General features: G+C 58.5%; 20 protein-coding genes. 14 read left to right on the top strand and 6 right to left on the bottom strand.

What is annotated here, in order from left to right; all coding sequences use genetic code 11:
* The 4 genes from RYC17_RS14820 (at position 1) to RYC17_RS14805 (ending at position 2,769) form a co-directional block, all read left to right on the top strand.
* Entirely contained in the window at positions 1-732 is a 732-nt protein-coding gene (locus tag RYC17_RS14820; RefSeq protein WP_122258046.1) for an adenosylcobinamide-GDP ribazoletransferase, read from the top strand.
* 96 nt (positions 733-828) lie between these two features.
* Positions 829-2,037 (top strand): MFS transporter, encoded by a 1,209-nt coding sequence (locus RYC17_RS14815; RefSeq protein ID WP_057403447.1) that lies wholly within the window; start codon positions 829-831, stop codon positions 2,035-2,037.
* Entirely contained in the window at positions 2,034-2,156 is a 123-nt protein-coding gene (locus tag RYC17_RS14810) for a hypothetical protein (RefSeq protein WP_316903597.1), read from the top strand. Before RYC17_RS14815 ends, RYC17_RS14810 begins: the two co-directional genes overlap by 4 nt.
* A gap of 61 nt (positions 2,157-2,217) precedes the next feature.
* Positions 2,218-2,769 (top strand): glutathione peroxidase, encoded by a 552-nt coding sequence (locus tag RYC17_RS14805; protein ID WP_002554590.1) that lies wholly within the window; start codon positions 2,218-2,220, stop codon positions 2,767-2,769.
* Between the two features lie 197 nt (positions 2,770-2,966).
* On the opposite strand, the gene RYC17_RS14800 is transcribed toward RYC17_RS14805, so the two are convergent.
* The 3 genes from RYC17_RS14800 to RYC17_RS14790 all read right to left on the bottom strand — a co-directional run bounded on the left by RYC17_RS14800 (position 2,967) and on the right by RYC17_RS14790 (position 5,493).
* Positions 2,967-4,250 carry an OmpP1/FadL family transporter gene (locus RYC17_RS14800; protein WP_080394843.1) on the bottom strand — a complete coding sequence of 428 codons (1,284 nt, stop codon included), beginning with the start codon at positions 4,248-4,250 and terminating at the stop codon, positions 2,967-2,969.
* Between the two features lie 238 nt (positions 4,251-4,488).
* Positions 4,489-4,707 (bottom strand): hypothetical protein, encoded by a 219-nt coding sequence (locus RYC17_RS14795; RefSeq protein WP_002554588.1) that lies wholly within the window; start codon positions 4,705-4,707, stop codon positions 4,489-4,491.
* Between the two features lie 480 nt (positions 4,708-5,187).
* Positions 5,188-5,493, bottom strand: coding sequence for a hypothetical protein (locus RYC17_RS14790; protein ID WP_058401259.1), 306 nt, complete (start codon positions 5,491-5,493; stop codon positions 5,188-5,190).
* Between the two features lie 747 nt (positions 5,494-6,240).
* Here RYC17_RS14790 and rmuC point away from each other — a divergent pair.
* Both rmuC and RYC17_RS14780 read left to right on the top strand, forming a co-directional pair.
* Positions 6,241-7,605, top strand: coding sequence for a DNA recombination protein RmuC (gene rmuC / locus RYC17_RS14785; protein ID WP_316903652.1), 1,365 nt, complete (start codon positions 6,241-6,243; stop codon positions 7,603-7,605).
* 199 nt (positions 7,606-7,804) lie between these two features.
* Positions 7,805-7,927: a PA1414 family protein gene (locus RYC17_RS14780; RefSeq protein ID WP_003418154.1), complete on the top strand. Its 123-nt coding sequence runs from the start codon at positions 7,805-7,807 to the stop codon at positions 7,925-7,927.
* Between the two features lie 85 nt (positions 7,928-8,012).
* Here RYC17_RS14780 and RYC17_RS14775 read toward each other — a convergent pair whose 3' ends face one another.
* Complete coding sequence (locus RYC17_RS14775; protein WP_057403442.1) at positions 8,013-8,312, bottom strand: hypothetical protein; 300 nt, start codon at positions 8,310-8,312, stop codon at positions 8,013-8,015.
* A gap of 225 nt (positions 8,313-8,537) precedes the next feature.
* On the opposite strand from RYC17_RS14775, the gene RYC17_RS14770 reads away from it, so the two are divergent.
* Both RYC17_RS14770 and RYC17_RS14765 read left to right on the top strand, forming a co-directional pair.
* Entirely contained in the window at positions 8,538-9,137 is a 600-nt protein-coding gene (locus tag RYC17_RS14770) for a tRNA-uridine aminocarboxypropyltransferase (protein ID WP_058408404.1), read from the top strand.
* 100 nt (positions 9,138-9,237) lie between these two features.
* Positions 9,238-10,197, top strand: coding sequence for a DMT family transporter (locus tag RYC17_RS14765; RefSeq protein ID WP_122281667.1), 960 nt, complete (start codon positions 9,238-9,240; stop codon positions 10,195-10,197).
* Positions 10,198-10,215: 18 nt separating this feature from the next.
* On the opposite strand, the gene RYC17_RS14760 is transcribed toward RYC17_RS14765, so the two are convergent.
* Together RYC17_RS14760 and RYC17_RS14755 are read right to left on the bottom strand one after the other, a co-directional pair.
* Positions 10,216-10,830: an NAD(P)H-dependent oxidoreductase gene (locus tag RYC17_RS14760; RefSeq protein ID WP_316903593.1), complete on the bottom strand. Its 615-nt coding sequence runs from the start codon at positions 10,828-10,830 to the stop codon at positions 10,216-10,218.
* Complete coding sequence (locus tag RYC17_RS14755) at positions 10,823-12,217, bottom strand: class II fumarate hydratase (RefSeq protein WP_316903591.1); 1,395 nt, start codon at positions 12,215-12,217, stop codon at positions 10,823-10,825. The genes RYC17_RS14760 and RYC17_RS14755 overlap by 8 nt, the downstream gene beginning before the upstream one ends.
* Positions 12,218-12,386: 169 nt before the next feature.
* Between RYC17_RS14755 and RYC17_RS14750 the strand changes: the two genes are divergently transcribed.
* The 6 genes from RYC17_RS14750 to RYC17_RS14725 all read left to right on the top strand — a co-directional run bounded on the left by RYC17_RS14750 (position 12,387) and on the right by RYC17_RS14725 (position 19,390).
* Positions 12,387-12,914 carry a DUF2059 domain-containing protein gene (locus RYC17_RS14750; protein WP_003314637.1) on the top strand — a complete coding sequence of 176 codons (528 nt, stop codon included), beginning with the start codon at positions 12,387-12,389 and terminating at the stop codon, positions 12,912-12,914.
* A 15-nt stretch (positions 12,915-12,929) separates the two neighbouring features.
* Entirely contained in the window at positions 12,930-13,223 is a 294-nt protein-coding gene (locus tag RYC17_RS14745; RefSeq protein ID WP_002554579.1) for a BolA family protein, read from the top strand.
* 187 nt (positions 13,224-13,410) lie between these two features.
* Positions 13,411-14,349 carry a rhodanese-related sulfurtransferase gene (locus RYC17_RS14740; protein ID WP_032701549.1) on the top strand — a complete coding sequence of 313 codons (939 nt, stop codon included), beginning with the start codon at positions 13,411-13,413 and terminating at the stop codon, positions 14,347-14,349.
* Between the two features lie 3 nt (positions 14,350-14,352).
* On the top strand, positions 14,353-14,985 hold the full coding sequence (locus RYC17_RS14735) for a DsbA family protein (RefSeq protein WP_057403438.1): 633 nt from the start codon (positions 14,353-14,355) through the stop codon (positions 14,983-14,985).
* Positions 14,978-16,804 carry an ABC transporter ATP-binding protein gene (locus tag RYC17_RS14730; RefSeq protein ID WP_316903589.1) on the top strand — a complete coding sequence of 609 codons (1,827 nt, stop codon included), beginning with the start codon at positions 14,978-14,980 and terminating at the stop codon, positions 16,802-16,804. Before RYC17_RS14735 ends, RYC17_RS14730 begins: the two co-directional genes overlap by 8 nt.
* 123 nt (positions 16,805-16,927) lie before the next feature.
* Positions 16,928-19,390, top strand: a complete 2,463-nt coding sequence (locus RYC17_RS14725; protein WP_316903587.1) for an EAL domain-containing protein — start codon at positions 16,928-16,930, stop codon at positions 19,388-19,390.
* The last annotated feature ends 27 nt before the right edge of the window (positions 19,391-19,417 follow it).

Below are 19,417 nucleotides of genomic sequence, written 5' to 3'. Positions count from 1 at the left end.
ATGCTGCCGTTCTGGATCGCCCTGCAATTTCTCGGCAGCCTGCCGATTCGTCTGCCCGGCATGCCGCGCCCGGAAGAGCTTGGGCGTTCGTTATTGTTCTACCCACTGGTAGGGGTGGTATTCGGCACGCTGCTGCTGGGTTTCAGTGCGCTACTCAATGGTACGCCGCTCATGCTGCATGCCGCGCTGGTGCTCAGTGCCTGGGTGCTGCTCAGCGGCGGGCTGCATCTGGACGGTCTGGCCGACAGTGCCGACGCCTGGCTGGGCGGTTTTGGTGATCGCGAACGTACCTTGCAGATCATGAAGGACCCGCGTAGCGGGCCGATTGCCGTGGTCACGCTGGTGCTGGTGCTGCTGCTCAAATTTGCAGCGATTCTGGCGCTGATCGAAAGTCACAGTAGTATCGGGCTGCTGTTGGCACCGCTGATCGGACGCGCGGCCATGCTTGGGCTTTTTCTGGGCACACCTTACGTGCGTTCTGGCGGACTGGGTCAGGCTCTTGCAGATCATCTGCCGCATGGTCCGGCGCGTAAGGTGTTGTTGGCCAGTGCGCTAGCGTGTGTGCTGCTGGCCGGTTGGTCAGGCGTCGCGGCGCTGCTGGCCTGTGCCGCGTGTTTCTTGTGGTTGCGGCACATAATGATGCGCCGTCTGGGCGGTAGCACGGGCGACACCGCCGGGGCGCTGCTCGAACTGTTGGAGCTGGCAGTTCTGCTGACGCTGGCGCTGCTATAACAGCCTTGCCAATGCTTTGTTGACAGCTTTTACCGGCAGCGCGTAGTTTCGCGATTCGCAGGTAAAACCATGTAACAAAGTGCAGGGAGCTTAACCATGACATCGATCTGGCGTACCAGCGGCTGGGTTCTGCTGGGCAGTGCGTTGATCCTTGCGCTTTCGCTGGGCACGCGGCACGGTTTCGGCCTGTTTCTGGCGCCCATGAGCGCGGATTTTGGCTGGGGGCGTGAGGTGTTTGCCTTTGCCATCGCCTTGCAAAACCTGATGTGGGGCCTGGCGCAGCCGTTTGCCGGGGCGCTGGCAGATCGATTTGGCGCGGCCAAGGTCGTCTTCGTCGGCGGTGTGCTGTATGCCGTAGGGCTAATGTGCATGAGTATGGCTGACTCGTCTCTCAGCCTTTCCCTGAGTGCTGGTTTGCTGATCGGTATTGGTCTGTCCGGCACGTCTTTTTCGGTCATTCTGGGTGTCGTCGGGCGTGCGCTGCCTGCGGAAAAACGCAGCATGGGCATGGGTATCGCCAGCGCGGCGGGTTCATTCGGCCAGTTCGCCATGTTGCCCGGCACATTGGGCTTGATCAGCTGGTTGGGCTGGTCCGGTGCGTTGCTGGTGCTGGGCGTGATGGTGGCGTTGATCCTGCCCTTGGTGGGCATGCTCAAGGATACGCCGAGCGTGTCTACCGGTATCGAGCTGACGCTGGGCGAGGCGCTGCGTGAAGCCTGCTCGCATTCGGGGTTCTGGCTGCTGGCACTGGGTTTCTTCGTCTGTGGCTTTCAAGTGGTGTTCATCGGGGTGCACCTGCCAGCCTATCTGGTGGATCAACACTTGCCTGCCAAGGTCGGTACAACGGTGCTGGCCTTGATCGGGTTGTTCAATATCTTCGGCACCTACACCGCTGGCTGGCTGGGCGGGCGCATGTCCAAACCTCGATTGTTGACCGCGCTTTATCTGTTGCGCGCGGTGGTGATCGTGTTGTTTCTGTGGGTCCCGTTGAGCCAGACCACTGCCTATCTGTTCGGCGTAGCAATGGGCCTGCTGTGGCTGTCCACCGTGCCGCTGACCAACGGCACGGTTGCGACACTGTTTGGTGTGCGCAACCTGTCGATGCTGGGCGGTATCGTCTTCCTGTTTCACCAGTTAGGCGCATTCCTCGGCGGCTGGCTGGGCGGGCTGGTGTATGACCGCACCGGTAACTACGACCTCGTCTGGCAAGTTTCGATACTGCTGAGTCTGCTGGCCGCCGCGTTGAACTGGCCGGTGCGTGAGCGCCCTGTGGCCAGGTTGCAGGCGCAGGGCAGTCTGGCATGAGCCGTCGCTGGCCTGTGCTGGCGGCGTTGCTGGCAGGCGCGGTGGTGTTGGGGCTGATCTGGTGGGCCTGGCAGCACGTCGGGTTGGCCGCGTTGCAACTGGGAATGGGCGCTTGCTAGGCAGACAGCCTGGCATGGGGTAGCGTGTCGACAAACGACAACACTATCCAGGGCCGCCATGATGAACATTCGCTTTGTTTCGATTCCTCTTCTGCTGCTGGCCATGAGTGGCGCTGCAATGGCTGCCGACTGTCCGCCGCTGCTGCAGGGCGAGTTGCCCAAGCTGCGCGCCAAGGAAAACATCGACCTGTGCAAACGCTTTGCCGGCAAGCCGCTGGTGGTGGTCAACACCGCCAGTTTCTGTGGCTTTGCCCCGCAGTTCAAAGGGCTTGAAGAGCTGAGTCAGCGCTACAAGGGGCAGGGGCTTGAGGTGTTGGGCGTGCCGTCCAATGACTTCAAACAGGAAGCCAAGGATGGTGAGGAGACCGCCAAGGTCTGCTACGTCAATTACGGCGTGACTTTCACCATGACCGAACCGCAGGCCGTACGCGGCGATGATGCGACCCATTTGTTCAAGGTGCTGGCCGAACAGAGCAGTGCGCCGCGCTGGAACTTCTACAAGTACGTGGTTGATCGCCAGGGTAAGGTCATTGCCAACTTCTCCAGCATGACCAAGCCGGATGATCCTGAGCTGATCGCAGCCATTGAAAAGGCGATTGCGTCGAAGCCTTAGGGGAGGGCTTGAGTCTTGTCTGAATCTGCCTGACATTGCAAGCCTTGTGTGACGCGGAGCGCCACAGAGAGGACGCAGAGCGTCCAGAAATGCATGCCGACGCGGAGCGTCGGCACGATAGTCAGTCAGTGAGGCGGAGCATCAAAAAGCCCGCAACCATTACTGGTTGCGGGCTTTTTTCAGCCTGGCAGTTGCTATCAGAAGCGATAGGTAACCGAAGTGCCCAGGCCGTGAGCGGTGTTGCGGTAGTCGGCGCTGTACGAACCTTTGGTCGCGCTGGAGTCGCGGATCTTGGTTTCGTCTTCACGCAGGTACGAGTACGCCACGTCGATGGTCAGGTCGTCGGTCGGGCTCCAGCCTGCACCGAAGCTGATGATCTTGCGATCGCCAGTCGGGATGCGTGGGGAGCGGTTGACGTTGTTGGTCGGCGACTGATCAACGGAGAAACCGGTGCGCAGTGTCCACTCTTTGTTGACCTTGTACGAAGCACCGATGGCGTGTGCCCAGGTGTCGTGCCAATTCTGTTCTTCGGTGATGGTGCCGATCGGGCCGGCAGAACCGCCCAGCAGGGCAGGGACGCCATCGTTGTTGACGGTGATGTCTTGCAGACGGCTCCAGCGAGTCCAGGTACTGCCTGCGTAAACAGTCCAGTTTTCGTCGAGTTGCTGGGTGATGGAGAAGTCCACCGACTCAGGCGTGGAGATGTCCAGCGAAGCATCGTACTTCTGACCGGAAAATCCGCCGAAACCTGAGCCTTCGATCTTGGTTTTGCCCTTGAGCTTGTAATCGACCTTGGAGTGGTATGTCAGGCCCAGGCGAGTGGTGTCGGTAGCCTGCACCAAAATGCCGGCATTGAAGCCGATTGCGGTGTCATCGCCTTCGATCTTTACCTTGCCGTCGTTAGTGCCTGGGCTTCGGCCGTTCAATGTTGCCGAGGTCAGTTCACCGTCGATGCGGTTGATCGTCGGGCCGAAACCGATGGAAACCTTGTCATTGAATGCATAGCTGACAGTTGGCTGGAAGGTCACGACCTGCACGTGACTCTTGTCGCCCCAGTAGCGGCCGGCGAAGCCTTTTTCGTAATCAGTGACCAGGCCGAACGGTACGTACACGCCCAGACCAAATGCCCAGTGATCATCGATAGGTTTGACGTAATAGCCCATTGGCACGCCGACCACCGGAACCATGTCACCGTCGTTGCTGCCGCCGAATGTGCCGCGACCGTTGTCGATGTCGGTCTTGGCGATCACGGCTGCGGCGCCGACGCTGATTTGTTCGCGTTTGATTCGGGACATACCGGCAGGGTTGCCGAATACGGTGCTTGCATCATCGGCTGACGAGGAGCGACCTGCAAAGCCTGTGCCCATGCCGCTGATGCTTTGTTCATTGAGGGCAAAACCGGCTGCAAGCAGTTGAGAAGAAGCCAGACCCAGGGCGAGTCCAAGTGTTGTCCGGTTCAGTGCTTTTGTCATTATTTTCATTATTAGAACTCCTTGTTGTTCACCGGTCGAAAATTACCAACATTTTCGATGGCGCGCTATAGGCTGAGGAGCCCGATTTAGAGCTATTCTTGTAGGACAATCTTGATAATGCTGTAGGAGTTGCAATTTAGACAAAGTTCCAGTGCCGCACACTGGTCAATATCGTCAATAAATAGCGGGCATAAAAAAGCCCCGCTTTGCAGGGCGGGGCTTTTTGGCGTGCGATGAATCGTTTGCGTCAGGCGATGAGGGCTTGACGGGTACGCTCGATCACGGCTTGCAGCGGTTCGGCGCTTGCGTACTGATCGGGGTACAGGCGTTCGCTGTGACGGGCGATGCCGTGTTCGTTGACGATGGTGAAACTGAAGCAGCCTTTGCGAGCGGCCATGATCAGGCAGTTCATCGGGGCAAAAGCGTTGGTCAATGTGTGAATTGCGTGTTGGGTTTGAGTATTCATATTCAAGGTGTTTCCTGAAACAACACGGAACAATACCGTGCATAAATAAAGATTCCAGTAAACGCGGGCCGACATTTGATACAAAAGCCTGGCTGGGCGGAGAACCTGACTGGAATAGAGACAGGCAGTTGAAGCGCGCTTTATCGTATGGCGCTCTGGCTGACCGGTAGGTACTTAGGAGGGCAGGCAACACAACAGGAGCAAAGGTTCGACGCTCCGGGTGAAGATCCTGATCAATTGCAGGCTGGTTGAAGCAGACCATGAGAGCCATGACTGCACTGTCACCCCAAATGGTGCATCAGCGCGAAAGGTTCATGTCTGGAAACCATCGAGGTGGTCGATCCCTTGTTGCCAACATTCTCGTCGCATGGAGGAGTGTCTGTCGGGGGACTTGTCGACCGGAATTGATTTTCAGCTTGGTACTAACGGCGGCTATGCTACCCGTCATGTCGAAGCATTGCAAGCGGCGCTGAATAAATTTTACCAGTGCCCGACCAGGCGGTAGATCAGCACGGTCACGGACGCGACCATCGAGCAGCCGAGCAGGTAGGCAGCGATGGTCAGGCGCAGAGACTTGCGGCTTTCGATGGCGCGCATGATGTCGCCTGCCTTGTTGATACGTCCATTGCTCAGGTCGCTGCAGATGATCAGCAGCAGTGCAATTGCCGACAACAGCACGCTGTAGGCGAAGACGCCGCCGTCCGGCGGTGGCAGGACAATACTGGCCGCGAGGGCGACGATGCAGACGGCCAACAGCAGCAGGAAGAACTTCACTATCTCCTTCATGGGCCTTCACTGAATCCTTGGTGGCTGATATTTGGTCTTTTTTGGCAGTGGTTGGACCGCGAGATGCACGATTTGTCGCCCGCATTGTTTTCAAGGTGTCTGGTGAGGTGCGGGCTTCGTTGGCGGCAGGCCGATTCCAGCGGCTGAAAGACTGCTGAAAGCCACGTATTCATTGAGAATAAGATGCAATCGAGCAACAATCATATGATGCCCGAAATGGCTGAAAAGGGCCCCGGCAAGGAGTTGTGCACATTAGCTGAACAAGCTGCCACATCACTGTCACAAGCGTTGCTAAGGGTTTGATTTATGGTGGTGAATTATTAAGTCAATGAAAAACATCGTTTTTTTTAGTTGGTGAAAAAATCGTCAGTTTGAGCGCAGGCCGCATCCTGCTTGCGTTTGCGAGAGTTAAAGGGGGGTTGTCCACTGAGTTATCCACAGCTTCTGTGGATTGTCCCGGCTGAAATGTCCCGGAAATGGGGGCTGTGCACGTTGTAGAAAGCGCGTACAATCCGTTCCCCCGATTTAACCCCCGCCTGTTGATCTTGCCTCGCCCAAGACGACGTTTCTGCTGCACTATCACGCGCTTACCCACACTGCCGCTGGCGATGATTCAGCCTGCATGGAGTCTTTATGGCACTGGACCTGAACAGCCTGTTACTGGGGCTCGCTGCAGCTGCTGTGCCATTGCTGGCATTGCTTTGGCAGTTACAGCGTCGTCTGGCGCTTCGTCAGGCCGAGAGCGCGCTGCTGGACGAGCGCCTGAGCATGGCGCAGATGGCGCAGGAAGGCCTCAATGCGCAACTGGATGCCTGCCGCGACGAGGTAAGCGACCTCGGACAGGCCAATGCGGCCAAACAGGCCGACCTTGCAGCGCTGCGGCGCGAGGTCGAGTTGCTGCGTCAGGAAAGTGATAGCGCTCGCGAAACGGCGCATGCCTGGAATCATGAGCGTGCTGGCAGAGAAGCCGAGTTGCGTCGTCTGGATGCGCACTGCGCAGCATTGAACGCCGAGCTGCGTGAACAGCAGGACAGCCATCAGCAGCGCCTGAATGATCTGCAGGGTTCCCGGGATGAGCTGCGTGCGCAGTTCGCCGAGTTGGCAGGCAAGATATTCGATGAGCGTGAGCAGCGTTTTGCCGAAACCAGCCAGCAGCAACTGGGGCAATTGCTCACGCCGCTCAAGGAACGTATCCAGTCGTTCGAAAAGCGCGTCGAGGAAAGTTATCAGAACGAAGCCCGTGAACGCTTTTCGTTGGCCAAGGAGCTGGAACGTCTGCAGCAGTTGAATCAACGCTTGAGCGATGAAGCCACCAACCTGACGCGCGCCCTGAAAGGGCAGAAGACCCAGGGCAACTGGGGGGAACTGATTCTTGAGCGGGTGCTGGAGCATGCCGGGCTTGAAAAGGGCCGTGAATACCAGACGCAAATAAGCCTCAAGGGGCCGGACGGCGAGCGCTTTCAGCCTGATGTACTGATCATGCTGCCTGGTGACAAGCAAGTGGTGGTCGATGCCAAGGTCAGCCTGACGGCGTATCAGCAGTACGTATCTGCTAATGACGACGTTATCGGTCAAGCTGCGCTCAAGCAGCATGTGCTGTCGCTGCGCAATCACGTCAAAGGTCTCTCGGGCAAGGATTACAAGCGCCTTGAAGGGCTGCACAGCCTGGATTTCGTTCTGCTCTTCGTGCCTATCGAAGCGGCTTTTTCTGCAGCCTTGCAGGCGGAGCCGAATCTGTTTCAGGAAGCCTTTGATCGCAATATCGTGATTGTCAGCCCCACAACACTGCTGGCCACCTTGCGGGTTATCGACAGCCTGTGGAAGCAGGAGCGTCAGAGCCAGAATGCGCGGGAGATTGCCGAGCGGGCCGGTTGGCTGTACGACAAGTTTGTGTTGTTCATTCAGGACCTGGATGAGGTAGGCAACCGTCTGCAGCAACTGGACAAGGCCTACTCGGCGGCACGCAACAAGCTGACGGAGGGACGCGGCAACCTGATCAGCCGCAGCGAGCAACTCAAACTGCTGGGCGCGCGTGCCAGCAAGAGTCTGCCGGCGGACTTGCTTGAACGGGCGATGACTGACAATGACGGCCTGATCAGTCCGCCTGAATGATCAGTTTGCTTGGTCGGCGCAACGTTCAGTAACAGGCCGTCCGTCGCAAAGACTAGAAGCGATGCTGCACAACTGTCACATTGGCTCCATCGGGAAAATTGTTTCTCGTTGCACTCGGCTAACAGTTCATTTGCTTCTATGATCTCTAGTGAGTGATGAGTACGGATTGACTGCCGGGTATTTCCCTCAAGGGGGCTCTATGAATAGCAAACTGCAAGAATGGCTCCACGATGTAGGCGTTGCACTGGGTCTGATAGAACGCCCAAAACTGCAACCCATTCCGGTTCGTGCCGACGATGATCGTCGCCGTCAACGCCGGTAAGCCTCTCGCCTGATCCTGGCCACAGGGTAGTGCGCATGTTGAATTTCGTCGGGGCGCACAGGGCGTCCCGATACAAGAGCCGGCGTTAGTGCTGATGCCCGGGCTCGTTCTTCGGCTCTATCGAGCCCTTTTCCGTCTCCTGCAATAAAATCAGTCCTATGATCCTGTGCAACGCAAGCTGTCCTGGGCTGGCGATTACCGCTGTCCTGATGGTTTCCGTGAGTGTGAAGCCGAGGGCTTCCTTCAGTTCGAGGAAAAACAGCTCGATATCATCGTCATCAAGGGCCAGATCGGCGAGCGTGGCGTCATCCTGAATCGCACTCTTGTCCACTAGAATGATGCCTAGGGCGTTGAATACCTTTTGCCTGATCTCTTCGCGATTCATGAAAGCCCCTGATGTGGATCTTGTCAGATACAACAGGCGTACTTCATTTCTCCAGCCCAGACCCATGAGGCTAGCTCAAATCGCCGTTGCGGCTGTGGATTGCCCCGCCGTTATGGTGCCGATTTGTTTAAAATGCAGGGCTGTTCGACAGGCGGTTGGTGGCAACGCTGATTCGTTGTGCTGTGCAGCACCTTTAACCTTGTGAGATTGACCGAGTACTGATCCATGTCCCGCGCCCGTTGTGAGCGTTGTCTGCGTCCTGCCACGCATTGTCTGTGCGCCCTGATTCCGCAACTGGACAGTCGCACGCGAGTGTTGATCCTGCAGCATCCCGATGAAGTCAGCCACGCGCTGAATACGGCGCGACTGGCCGCACTGGGTCTGGTCAATGCGCAGTTGTTGGTGGGCGAAGTGTTCGACGATCTGCAAGAGATTCTGAATCCGCCCGGCTATCAGCCTCGATTGCTGTTTCCGGGTGAGGCTGCGCAGACGCTGACGCCTTATGCGCAGAATTCGCTGCCCATGCTGCTGGTCGTGCCGGATGGCACCTGGCGCAAGGCGCGCAAACTGCTGCACCTCAATCCCTTGCTTGCTGAGCTGCCAAGGGTCACACCAGGCACTGTGCCGGTTTCGCGTTATCGCTTGCGCAAAGCGCCGGGCCCGGACGCCTTATCGACGCTTGAGGCTATCGTTCATACCTTGCAGACGCTGGAAGCGCCACGCTCTTTCGAGGCGCTGCTGAAGCCTTTCGACGCCTTGATCGAAGGTCAGATTCAGGCCATGGGCAGTGAGACGTATCAGCGCAATCACGGCGGTCAGGGGTAAAGAACACAATTGGTGGCGTTAACTGCGCCCAGCTGTAACTGTTGCTTTGCCGATCAGCGCCTAGAATGAGTAGCTTGTTCTATCTCTTGCGGAAGGTTCAATGCACATCTCGTCTGGTCGCTGGGTCTATGGCCTTTGTCTGTCGCTGTTGACTGCGTTGCTCTGGGGCATTCTGCCAATCAAGCTCAAGCAGGTTCTGCAGGTGATGGACCCAGTCACTGTGACCTGGTTTCGCCTGTCTGTTTCCGGCGCGCTGTTGTTCATCTGGCTGGCGTCGGTCAAGCGCCTGCCCAGCTTCAAGGTGCTGGGACGCAAGGGCCAGATACTGGTGGGGCTGGCGGTATTCGGCCTGGTCGGCAACTACGTGCTGTACCTCATCGGCTTGCGGCTGCTGAGCCCCGGTACCACGCAATTACTGGTTCAGGTCGGCCCGATCTTCCTGTTGATCAGCAGTATCTTTTTGTTCAAGGAACGTTTCAGTCTGGGGCAGGGCATTGGTCTGGTCGTCCTGCTGATTGGTTTCGGCTTCTTTTTCAATCAGCGTCTGGTGGAGCTGTTCACCTCCTTGGGCGATTACACCCTTGGTGTGCTGGTGGTGCTCCTGGCCTCGACCATCTGGACGTTCTACGGGCTGAGTCAGAAGCAGCTTCTGACGGTATGGAATTCGCTGCAGGTGATGATGGTGATCTACCTGTTTTGCGCGCTGTTGCTCACGCCTTGGGCGCACCCTGCCGAGGCGCTATTGTTGAGCCCGTTGCAGGGCTGGCTGCTACTCGCCTGCTGTCTGAATACGCTGGTGGCCTATGGTGCTTTCGCTGAAGCGCTGGCGCATTGGGAGGCATCACGGGTTAGCGCGACGCTTGCGTTGACGCCGCTGGTTACGCTGACCGCCGTGGCTGCCGCAGCGTGGCTATGGCCTGATTATGTGCAGGCAGAGGAATTGAACGTGCTGGGTTACGGCGGCGCGATGCTGGTCGTAACGGGGTCGGCGCTGACCGCGCTTGGCCCTTCACTGGTCGCCGGCCTCAGAGCGCGCAAGGCAAGGCTGGCGCAGGCCTGAATTCGCTGCCCGAACAGGTCAGCGCTTGCCCAGTGCCTGTGCATGTAGAATCCATTCCTGGCGTTGCTGTTCGCTGGCGCTATGCACCGGGGCAAATTCGCTAAGGCGTTTGGTCTTTATCCCGCAAAAGCCCAATATCGTCCGCACCATCTGCCGGTGAGCCGGCGCGCCGTAAATCCAGTGAAAGTAGCGTGGCGGCGTGTCCATGGTGACCAGCAGCTCCGCCGTCCGTCCTCGGAGCAGCTCATTGGAGGATTGCTTGCGGCCGTGAGTTTTGAACGCAAAACCGGGCGTCAGTACCCGGTCGAAAAAGCCCGTCAGTAGCGCCGGCAAGCCGCCCCACCAGACCGGATAAACGAATACCAGATGCTCGGCCCAGTGAATCTGGCGCTGGGCTTCGAGCAGGTCCGGTTCAAGTGTCTGGGTCTGATCGTAGCCATTGTGCAGAATGGGGTCGAAATCCAGCTCACCCAGCTTGAGTTCCCGCACCACATGCCCTTCACTGCGCGCAGCCTGTGCATAGGCTTCGCCCAAGGCGTGGCAGAGACTGATGGCTTTCGGCGTACCGTAAACCATCAGAATCCGTTTGCCGTTACCTTCCAGTGGCGTTGCGCCGCTTCTGGCATCAGCCATTACTGCCTGCCTCGAGCATTTTGTCCGGACGCACCCAGGCGTCGAACTCCTCATCGGTCAGATAACGCAGCGCCAACGCGGCTTCGCGCAGGGTCAGCCCCTCGGCGTAGGCTTTCTTGGCAATCTGCGCCGACTTGTCATAGCCGATATGCGGATTAAGTGCAGTAACCAGCATCAGTCCGCGCTCGAGGTGCTCAGCCATTTTTTCAGCATCCGGCTCCATGCCTGCAATGCAGTGCTCGTTGAAATTGCTGCAGCCATCGGCCAGCAGGCGAATCGACTGCAGCACATTGTGAATGATCACCGGTTTGTAGACGTTGAGTTGCAGGTGGCCCTGGCTGGCGGCAAAGCCGACGGTCACGTCGTTGCCCATGACCTGGCAGGCGAGCATCGACAAGGCCTCGCACTGGGTCGGGTTGACCTTGCCGGGCATGATCGAACTGCCGGGCTCGTTGGCGGGCAGTCTGACTTCGGCCAGCCCGGCACGCGGGCCGGAGCCCAGCAGACGCAGGTCGTTGGCGATTTTCATCAGGGTTCCGGCCAGGGTCTTCAATGCGCCGGAAAGCGCTGCAAGCGGCTCGTGACCGGCCAGTGCGGCGAACTTGTTGGGCGCAGTGACGAACGGCAGCCCGGACAGTGCAGCCAGCTCTGCTGCGATTGCCTCGGCGAAGCCTTTCGGCGAGTTGAGCCCGGTACCGACCGCAGTACCGCCCTGGGCCAGCTCATAGACGGCGGGCAGCGCAGCGCGAATGGCCTTTTCTGCGTAATCCAGTTGCGCGACGAACCCCGAAAGCTCCTGGCCAAAGGTGATAGGGGTCGCATCCATCATGTGCGTGCGCCCGGTCTTGACCAGTTTCATGTGCCGCGCGGCCTGTTCGGCCAGCCCGCTGGAAAGCTCGGCGATGGCGGGCAGCAGCTGTGCCTTGACCGCCTGGGCAGTGGCGATGTGCATGGCGGTCGGGAAGCAGTCATTGGAGCTTTGCGAGCGATTGACATGATCGTTGGGGTGGACCGGCGATTTGCCGCCACGGCCCTGGCCAGCCAGTTCGTTGGCGCGGCCTGCGATCACCTCGTTGACGTTCATGTTGCTTTGCGTGCCGCTGCCGGTCTGCCAGACCACCAGCGGGAATTGCGCGTCGTGCTGACCGTCGAGCACCTCATCGGCAGCCTGTTCGATCAGGCGGGCAATGTCGGCGGGCAGGTCGCCGTTACGGTCGTTGACGCGTGCCGCGGCTTTCTTGATCAGGGTCAGCGCGTGCAGAACGGGCAACGGCATTCGCTGGTCGCCAATCGCAAAATTGATCAGTGAGCGTTGGGTCTGCGCGCCCCAGTAGGCATCTTCGGGGACTTCGATCGGGCCAATGCTATCGGTTTCGGTGCGGCTCACTGGTCTTACTCCTTTAAGTGCGTTGCAGGGTTAGGTGTCCATATGCCGACAGGGTTCCCGCGCAGTGCTTTTTAACCGCTGGGTGAACCGGGGGTTGAGCCAAAAGCCCAGATAAGCGCAGAATGGTCGGCCCTGGGGTAATGCCTCGTTTGCTAGATAAGGAAACTCGATGACCCGTCTTCGTGCCATTTGTACCGCGGTAGCCCTGGTCTGTGCCAGCGGCCAGGTCTTCGCCGACACCGCCAGTCACAACGCGAGCGCCGAAACGTTCCTGAAGCTTGCCAACGCCGATCGCCTGGGCGCTCCGGTCTATGCACAGGTTCAGCAGATGTTCGCCCAGCGTTTTGCTGAAACCAAGGCACCTGCATCGAAAAAAGCCCTGCTTGAAACCTATCAGGCCAAAGCCAACACGGCTCTGGACCAGGCCATTGGCTGGAACAAGCTCAAGCCTGAGATGGTCAAGCTGTACACCGCCAATTTCACTGAAAGCGAGCTGAAGGACCTGGTTGCGTTCTACCAGTCTCCGCTGGGCAAGAAAGTGATGACCAAAATGCCTGAGCTGGCTCAGCAATCGGCTCAACTGACCCAGAGCAAACTGGAAAGCGCAGTGCCGGTCGTCAACAAGCTTCTGGCTGACATGACTGCCGAACTGGAACCTGCCAAGGCAGCCGCTCCAGCTCCTGCCAAAAAGCCCTGACAGGCGATTGCTGCCATGACCATGCAACAACGAATCGAGTCGGCGCTTGCGCTGCTGCAACCGCACCATCTGCAAGTGCTCGACGAGAGCCACATGCACAGTCGTGGTCAGCAGACCCATTACAAGGCTGTTCTGGTCAGTGATCAGTTTCAGGGCCTGAATTCGGTCAAGCGGCACCAGAAGGTTTACGCCACGCTGGGTGCCCTGATGGGCGAGTTTCATGCGCTGGCGTTGCACACCTACACGCCCGAAGAATGGTCGAAGGTCGGTGCAGCGCCTGCTTCACCGACTTGCGCTGGCGGTCACTGATCAGGCTTTTTGGCTGATTTGCGCCCTTTTACCGGGGCGATTGATCCGCTGACCTGCCTGCTGCACTCCGGTTTTTGCTAGAATCCGCACCGCGCCGCCTGGCCGGTGCGTTTTTTTGTCCGCACATTTTTACCCGGTAGGCCCTTTGCGAGGGTCGCCACTGGAGATATACATGACTCAAGAGCCGATGACTCAGCCGATCGTCGTAGCTGCGCTATACAAGTTCGTGACCCTCAGCGATTACGTGGCATTGCGCGAGCCGCTGTTACAGGCGATGGTCGACAACGGCATCAAGGGCACGCTGTTGATCGCCGATGAAGGCATCAACGGTACGGTGTCCGGCAGCCGCGAAGGCATTGACGGCCTGATGGCCTGGTTGAAGAGCGATCCGCGTCTGATCGACATCGACCACAAGGAATCCTACTGCGACGAGCAGCCGTTCTATCGCACCAAGGTCAAGCTCAAGAAAGAGATCGTGACCCTGGGCGTAGAGGGTGTCGACCCCAACAAGAGCGTCGGTACGTACGTCGAGCCCAAGGATTGGAACGAGCTGATCACTGATCCTGAAGTGCTGTTGATCGATACCCGCAACGACTACGAAGTCTCGATTGGCACCTTTGAGGGCGCCATCGATCCGAAGACCACGTCCTTTCGCGAGTTTCCGGAGTACATCAAGGCGCATTTCGACCCGGCGGTGCACAAGAAGGTCGCCATGTTCTGCACCGGTGGCATTCGCTGCGAAAAAGCTTCCAGTTACATGCTGGGCGAAGGTTTTGAAGAGGTCTATCACCTCAAGGGCGGGATTCTCAAATACCTGGAAGAAGTCCCTGAGCAGGAAAGTCAGTGGCGCGGCGAGTGTTTCGTGTTCGACAACCGGGTCACGGTGCGCCACGACCTGACCGAAGGCGACTACGACCAGTGCCATGCCTGCCGTACGCCGATCAGTGCCGAGGATCGCGCCAGCGAGCATTACTCACCGGGTGTCAGCTGCCCGCATTGTTGGGATTCGCTGAGCGAGAAGACTCGCCGCAGCGCCATCGACCGGCAAAAACAGATCGAACTGGCCAAGGCACGTAACCAGCCCCATCCGATTGGTCGTAACTATCGTCTACCCTCCGAGGCCTGAGCCATGTCTGCCCGCCTGATCTATGTCATGGACCCTATGTGTTCGTGGTGCTGGGGCTTCGCTCCGGTTGCCGACGCATTGGTGCAACAGGCTCGGGCGGCGGGTGTGCCGCTGCATCTGGTCATGGGCGGTCTGCGCTCTGAGGGTGCAGCGCTGGAACCGGCCAAGCGTCGTTACATTCTTGAGCATTGGCAGGCGGTCGAAGAGGCCACCGGCCAGCCGTTTCTTCGCGACGGTGCGCTGCCGGAAGGGTTTGTCTACGACACCACGCCTGCCTGTCTGGCCGTCACTGCGGCGCGGCAGTTGGACCCGGACCGCGCCTGGGAACTGGTCGGGCTGATTCAGCGGGCTTTCTACGGCGAAGGCCGTGACGTAACCCGCCCTTCATTGCTGGCCGAGCTGGCCGAGCAGACGGGGTTGTCGCGTCAGGCATTTGCCGATGAATTCGAGAGTAAGGAGCGGCAAGCTGCCACGGCCGCTGATTTCGCCTGGGCGCAGGATCTGGGCATCGCCGGCTTTCCGACTCTGCTTGCCGAGCGCAACGGCCAGCTGGCGCTGTTGACCAACGGTTATCAGCCGTTGAGCAGCCTTTCGCCCTTGCTGGGTCGATGGCTGGAGCGTGCAGCCAGTGCGTGATGAATCGCCCGAGGCCGCCCGACAGTCGCACGCCCCGCATGGCGATGCGTTGAGTTGGGCCGAGATCCGTCGTCTTGCATTGCGGCACAAAAAAGCCCTGTGGCTGGCCAATGGTGTCGCGGTTCTGGCGACGCTGTGCAGCGTGCCGATCCCGTTGTTGCTGCCGTTGCTGGTTGACGAAGTGTTGTTGGGGCGCGGCGATGCGGCACTGAAAGTCATGAATCACTTGCTGCCTGGTGGCCTGCAAAAGGCTGCGGGCTACATCGGCCTGATGCTCTTGCTGACCCTGGTGTTGCGTGTCGGGGCGCTGGTGTTCAACGTTCTGCAGGCGCGGCTGTTTGCCGGGCTGGCCAAGGACATCGTCTACCGTATCCGGCTACGTCTGATCGAACGGCTCAAGCGTATTTCCCTGCGTGAATACGAAAGCCTGGGCAGCGGCACGGTGACCACGCATCTGGTGACCGATCTGGACACGCTGGACAAGTTTGTCGGCGAAACCCTCAGTCGGCTGCTGGTAGCCACGCTGACCCTGGCAGGCACGGCGGGCATTCTGATGTGGATGCACTGGAAGCTGGCGCTGTTGATCATGCTGTTCAACCCGCTGGTGATTCTGCTCACGGTGAAGCTGGGCAAGCGCGTCAAGCACCTCAAAAAGCTGGAGAACGACAGCACGTCGCGTTTTACCCAGGCGTTGAGCGAAACGCTCGATGCAATTCAGGAAGTCAGGGCGGGTAATCGACAGGGTTTCTTCCTTGGCCGCCTGGGCGTGCGGGCGCAGGAAGTGCGGGATTACGCCACCAATTCGCAATGGAAAAGCGACGCCTCGGGGCGTGCCAGCGGGCTGCTGTTCCAGTTCGGTATCGATATCTTTCGCGCCGCAGCGATGCTCACGGTGCTGTTCTCGGACCTGTCGATCGGGCAGATGCTCGCAGTGTTCAGCTACCTGTGGTTCATGATGACGCCGGTGGAGCAACTGTTGAATCTGCAATATGCCTACTACGCGGCGGGTGGTGCTCTGACGCGCATCAACGAGCTGCTGGCGCGTGCCGACGAGCCGCAATATGCCGGCGGTACTGATCCATTCGAAGGTAAGGAAACCGTAGGGGTCGAAGTGCGTGGCCTGACTTTCGGCTATGGCGAAGACCTGGTGCTGGACCAGCTGAACCTGAGCATCGCGCCGGGTGAAAAAGTCGCTATCGTCGGGGCCAGTGGTGGTGGCAAGAGCACCTTGGTGCAGTTGCTGCTGGGCCTGTATACGGCCCGCACCGGAGTGATCCGTTTTGGCGGCGTCAGTCAGCAGGATATCGGTCTGGACACGGTGCGTGAGAACGTTGCCGTGGTGCTGCAGCATCCCGCCCTGTTCAACGACACGGTGCGTGCCAACCTGACCATGGGTCGTGACTGCAGCGACGAAGCCTGCTGGCGTGCGCTGGAAGTTGCGCAACTGGAGTCAGCCATTCGCGATCTGCCGCAAGGGCTGGACAGCGTGGTAGGGCGCTCCGGGGTCAGAATGTCGGGGGGGCAGCGTCAGCGCATGGCCATCGCGCGCATGGTGTTGTCCGACCCCAAAGTGGTTATTCTCGATGAAGCGACCTCGGCGCTGGATGCGGCTACCGAGTACAACCTGCATCAGGCCCTCGCCCGTTTTCTGCGTAGCCGCACAACGCTGATCATCGCTCACCGCTTGTCGGCCGTGAAGCAGGCTGACCGGGTTCTGGTGTTTGATGGCGGGCGGATTGTCGAAGACGGTGGACATCAACAGTTGATTGCTGATGGAGGTCTTTACGCAAAGTTGTACGGACACTTGCAACAAATCTGATGTGCGATGCTTCGATCAGCGCACAGGTTGGCTCGATTGCGGGAGAATCACCTGCCATCATTCACGAATCTAGCCTAGTCTCTGCGCTAGACGTTTATTCAGGCATGTGGTGAGGTGAAACCCATGAAACAACCATGGACCTTCTCCAAGCCCCGTCTGTTGGGCATCGTATGGCCATTCATTGCCGTCGCGCTGTTTCAGGCGTTGCTGGGGTGTGTCAGCCTCTACACCATGTCTGCGGTGCGCAGCTATGTGGCGGGCGAGAGTCTCTGGTCCAAGGGCCAGAAAGATGCCATCCATTACCTGAGCCTATACGCCATCACGCATGATGAGCGTGACTATCTGAAGTATCAGAACGCCTTTTCCGTCCCTCAGGGTGGCCACGCCTTGCGCAAGGCGCTCGATCAGCCCATTCCGTCCATGGCAGATGCCAGGGCCGGGATCATCCAGGGCGGCAATCACCCCGATGACGCTAATGGCATCATCTGGATGTACCTGAACTTCCATAACTTCAGTTTCATGAAGCAGGCCATTCACTTTTGGGAGGTGGGTGATGGCTACCTCATGCAACTCAATGAGCTTGCCCGGCATATTCACGACCGGGTCGGTGAGGGCGGCGTATCTGCCGCCGAGGTCAATCAGTGGCGAGTGCAGATCAATGTCATCAATGAAGGGGTAACGCCCGCAGCACGGGCGTTCAGTGATGCGCTGGGCGAGGGGTCCAGGTTTATCCTCAACCTGCTGATTGCGGTCAATCTGGTCACCGCCGTTTTACTGATTCTTCTGGCGCTGCTGCGTGTGCGTCGTCTGATTGTCCAGCGGCGCGTGTTTGCTGATGCCCTGCAACTTGAGAAAGAGCGCGCCCAGACTACCCTGGAGTCCATCGGCGACGGGGTGATCACCATCGACGTGGCCGGGGCCATTGTCTATATGAACCCTGCAGCCGAGGGCCTGACGCACTGGAAAAGCACCCAGGCCAGCGGGCTCCCGCTGACAGCGCTGTTCAATCTGCTGGATGAAAACGATCAGAAGGACACGTCGACGCTGGTCGAGCAGATCGTCACCGGCAAGCTCAAGGGCGGCAGCGCCAACAGCAAGCTTATCCAGCGGCTGGATGGCAGTACGGTCTCGGTAGCGCTGGTCGGTACGCCGATCTACAACGAAGGCGTGGTCAGTGGGGCGGTGCTGGTGCTGCATGACATGACACAGGAGCATCAGTACATCGCCGATCTGTCATGGCAGGCCGCTCATGATCCGCTGACCGGGCTGGTCAATCGCAGTGAATTCGAGCACCGCCTGCAGCGGGTACTGGATACTGTTGACGGTCAGGCAGGCAGCCATTGCCTGATGTTTCTTGACCTTGACCAGTTCAAGCTGGTCAATGACACCGGTGGTCATGCGGCGGGCGATGAGCTGCTGCGCCAGCTTTGCCGGGCACTGCCGCAGGGCTTGCGTGACGGTGACACACTGGCCCGGCTGGGAGGTGACGAGTTTGGCGTGTTGCTGGTCGATTGCCCCGCCGACACGGCCCTCGATATAGCCGAGGCGCTGCGCGAGATCGTGCAGACCCTGCATTTCATGTGGAAAGGTCGGCCATTCATGACTACCGTAAGTATTGGTCTGGTGCAGCTTGGCGATACACCCGCCACGCTTGAGGGGTCGTTGTCTGCTGCCGACATGGCCTGTTATATGGCCAAGGAGAGAGGTCGCAACCGGGTTCAGGTCTACAGTGTTGATGACCTGACCCTGTCGATGCGTTTCGGCGAGATGGCCTGGATACAGCGTCTGCACATGGCAATGGATGAAAATCGCTTTTGCCTTTATGCGCAGGAAATCGCTTCGATCAAAGGTGAAGGCGACGAGGTGCGGCACATTGAAATTCTTCTGCGCCTGCGTGACGAGTCCGGACGAATGGTGGTTCCGGACAACTTTATCCCGGCTGCCGAGCGCTACGGCCTTATGACTACGCTGGATCGCTGGGTGGTGCACAATGTCTTCAAAGTGATCGCCCAATGCCAGAGTGATGATCGGCATCAGGTGCCACAGGCGCTATGTGCTATAAATTTATCCGGTTCAAGTATCGGAGATGATACGTTCCTCGAATACCTGAAGCAGCAGTTCAAGGCGTTTGCCGTATCGCCTGGAATGATCTGTTTCGAGATCACTGAAACCAGTGCCATTGCAGACCTGGACAGCGCAATTCGCTTTATCAACGAGTTGAAAGGGCTGGGCTGTCAGTTTTCCCTTGATGACTTCTGTTCGGGCATGTCGTCCTTTGCCTATCTCAAACACTTGCCTGTGGATTATCTGAAGATCGATGGCAGTTTTGTAAAGGACATGCTCGACAATCCGATCAACAAGGCTATGGTCGAGGTCATCAACAATATTGGTCATGTGATGGGCAAGCGCACCATTGCCGAGTACGTAGAAACGCCGCAGATAGAGTTTGCGTTGCAGGAAATGGGCGTGGATTTTGCACAAGGGTATCTGATAGCACGCCCTGAATTGTTCACTTGCGAGAGTCTTTACATTCAGCCCGTACGGCCTGACCCCCTGATGTTCGGCGCGCCAGGAACGCTACGTTAATCAGTTGAAACCCTATAAGGAGATACC

The sequence above is a fragment of the Pseudomonas syringae group sp. J248-6 genome (assembly GCF_032586995.1).
Lineage (GTDB): Bacteria > Pseudomonadota > Gammaproteobacteria > Pseudomonadales > Pseudomonadaceae > Aquipseudomonas > Aquipseudomonas amygdali.
This window is presented reverse-complemented; position numbering and strand designations above follow the sequence as displayed.

Coding starts and splice junctions, on each gene's coding strand:
- RYC17_RS14780 (WP_003418154.1), top strand. CDS start 7,805: ATGAATAGCAAACTGCAAGAATGGCTCCACGATGTAGGCGTTGCACTG.
- RYC17_RS14760 (WP_316903593.1), bottom strand. CDS start 10,830: ATGGCTGATGCCAGAAGCGGCGCAACGCCACTGGAAGGTAACGGCAAA.
- RYC17_RS14750 (WP_003314637.1), top strand. CDS start 12,387: ATGACCCGTCTTCGTGCCATTTGTACCGCGGTAGCCCTGGTCTGTGCC.
- RYC17_RS14770 (WP_058408404.1), top strand. CDS start 8,538: ATGTCCCGCGCCCGTTGTGAGCGTTGTCTGCGTCCTGCCACGCATTGT.
- RYC17_RS14820 (WP_122258046.1), top strand. CDS start 1: ATGCTGCCGTTCTGGATCGCCCTGCAATTTCTCGGCAGCCTGCCGATT.
- RYC17_RS14725 (WP_316903587.1), top strand. CDS start 16,928: ATGAAACAACCATGGACCTTCTCCAAGCCCCGTCTGTTGGGCATCGTA.
- RYC17_RS14740 (WP_032701549.1), top strand. CDS start 13,411: ATGACTCAGCCGATCGTCGTAGCTGCGCTATACAAGTTCGTGACCCTC.
- RYC17_RS14775 (WP_057403442.1), bottom strand. CDS start 8,312: ATGAATCGCGAAGAGATCAGGCAAAAGGTATTCAACGCCCTAGGCATC.
- RYC17_RS14765 (WP_122281667.1), top strand. CDS start 9,238: ATGCACATCTCGTCTGGTCGCTGGGTCTATGGCCTTTGTCTGTCGCTG.
- RYC17_RS14795 (WP_002554588.1), bottom strand. CDS start 4,707: ATGAATACTCAAACCCAACACGCAATTCACACATTGACCAACGCTTTT.
- RYC17_RS14745 (WP_002554579.1), top strand. CDS start 12,930: ATGACCATGCAACAACGAATCGAGTCGGCGCTTGCGCTGCTGCAACCG.
- RYC17_RS14805 (WP_002554590.1), top strand. CDS start 2,218: ATGAACATTCGCTTTGTTTCGATTCCTCTTCTGCTGCTGGCCATGAGT.
- RYC17_RS14810 (WP_316903597.1), top strand. CDS start 2,034: ATGAGCCGTCGCTGGCCTGTGCTGGCGGCGTTGCTGGCAGGCGCGGTG.
- RYC17_RS14735 (WP_057403438.1), top strand. CDS start 14,353: ATGTCTGCCCGCCTGATCTATGTCATGGACCCTATGTGTTCGTGGTGC.
- RYC17_RS14800 (WP_080394843.1), bottom strand. CDS start 4,250: ATGAAAATAATGACAAAAGCACTGAACCGGACAACACTTGGACTCGCC.
- RYC17_RS14790 (WP_058401259.1), bottom strand. CDS start 5,493: ATGAAGGAGATAGTGAAGTTCTTCCTGCTGCTGTTGGCCGTCTGCATC.
- RYC17_RS14815 (WP_057403447.1), top strand. CDS start 829: ATGACATCGATCTGGCGTACCAGCGGCTGGGTTCTGCTGGGCAGTGCG.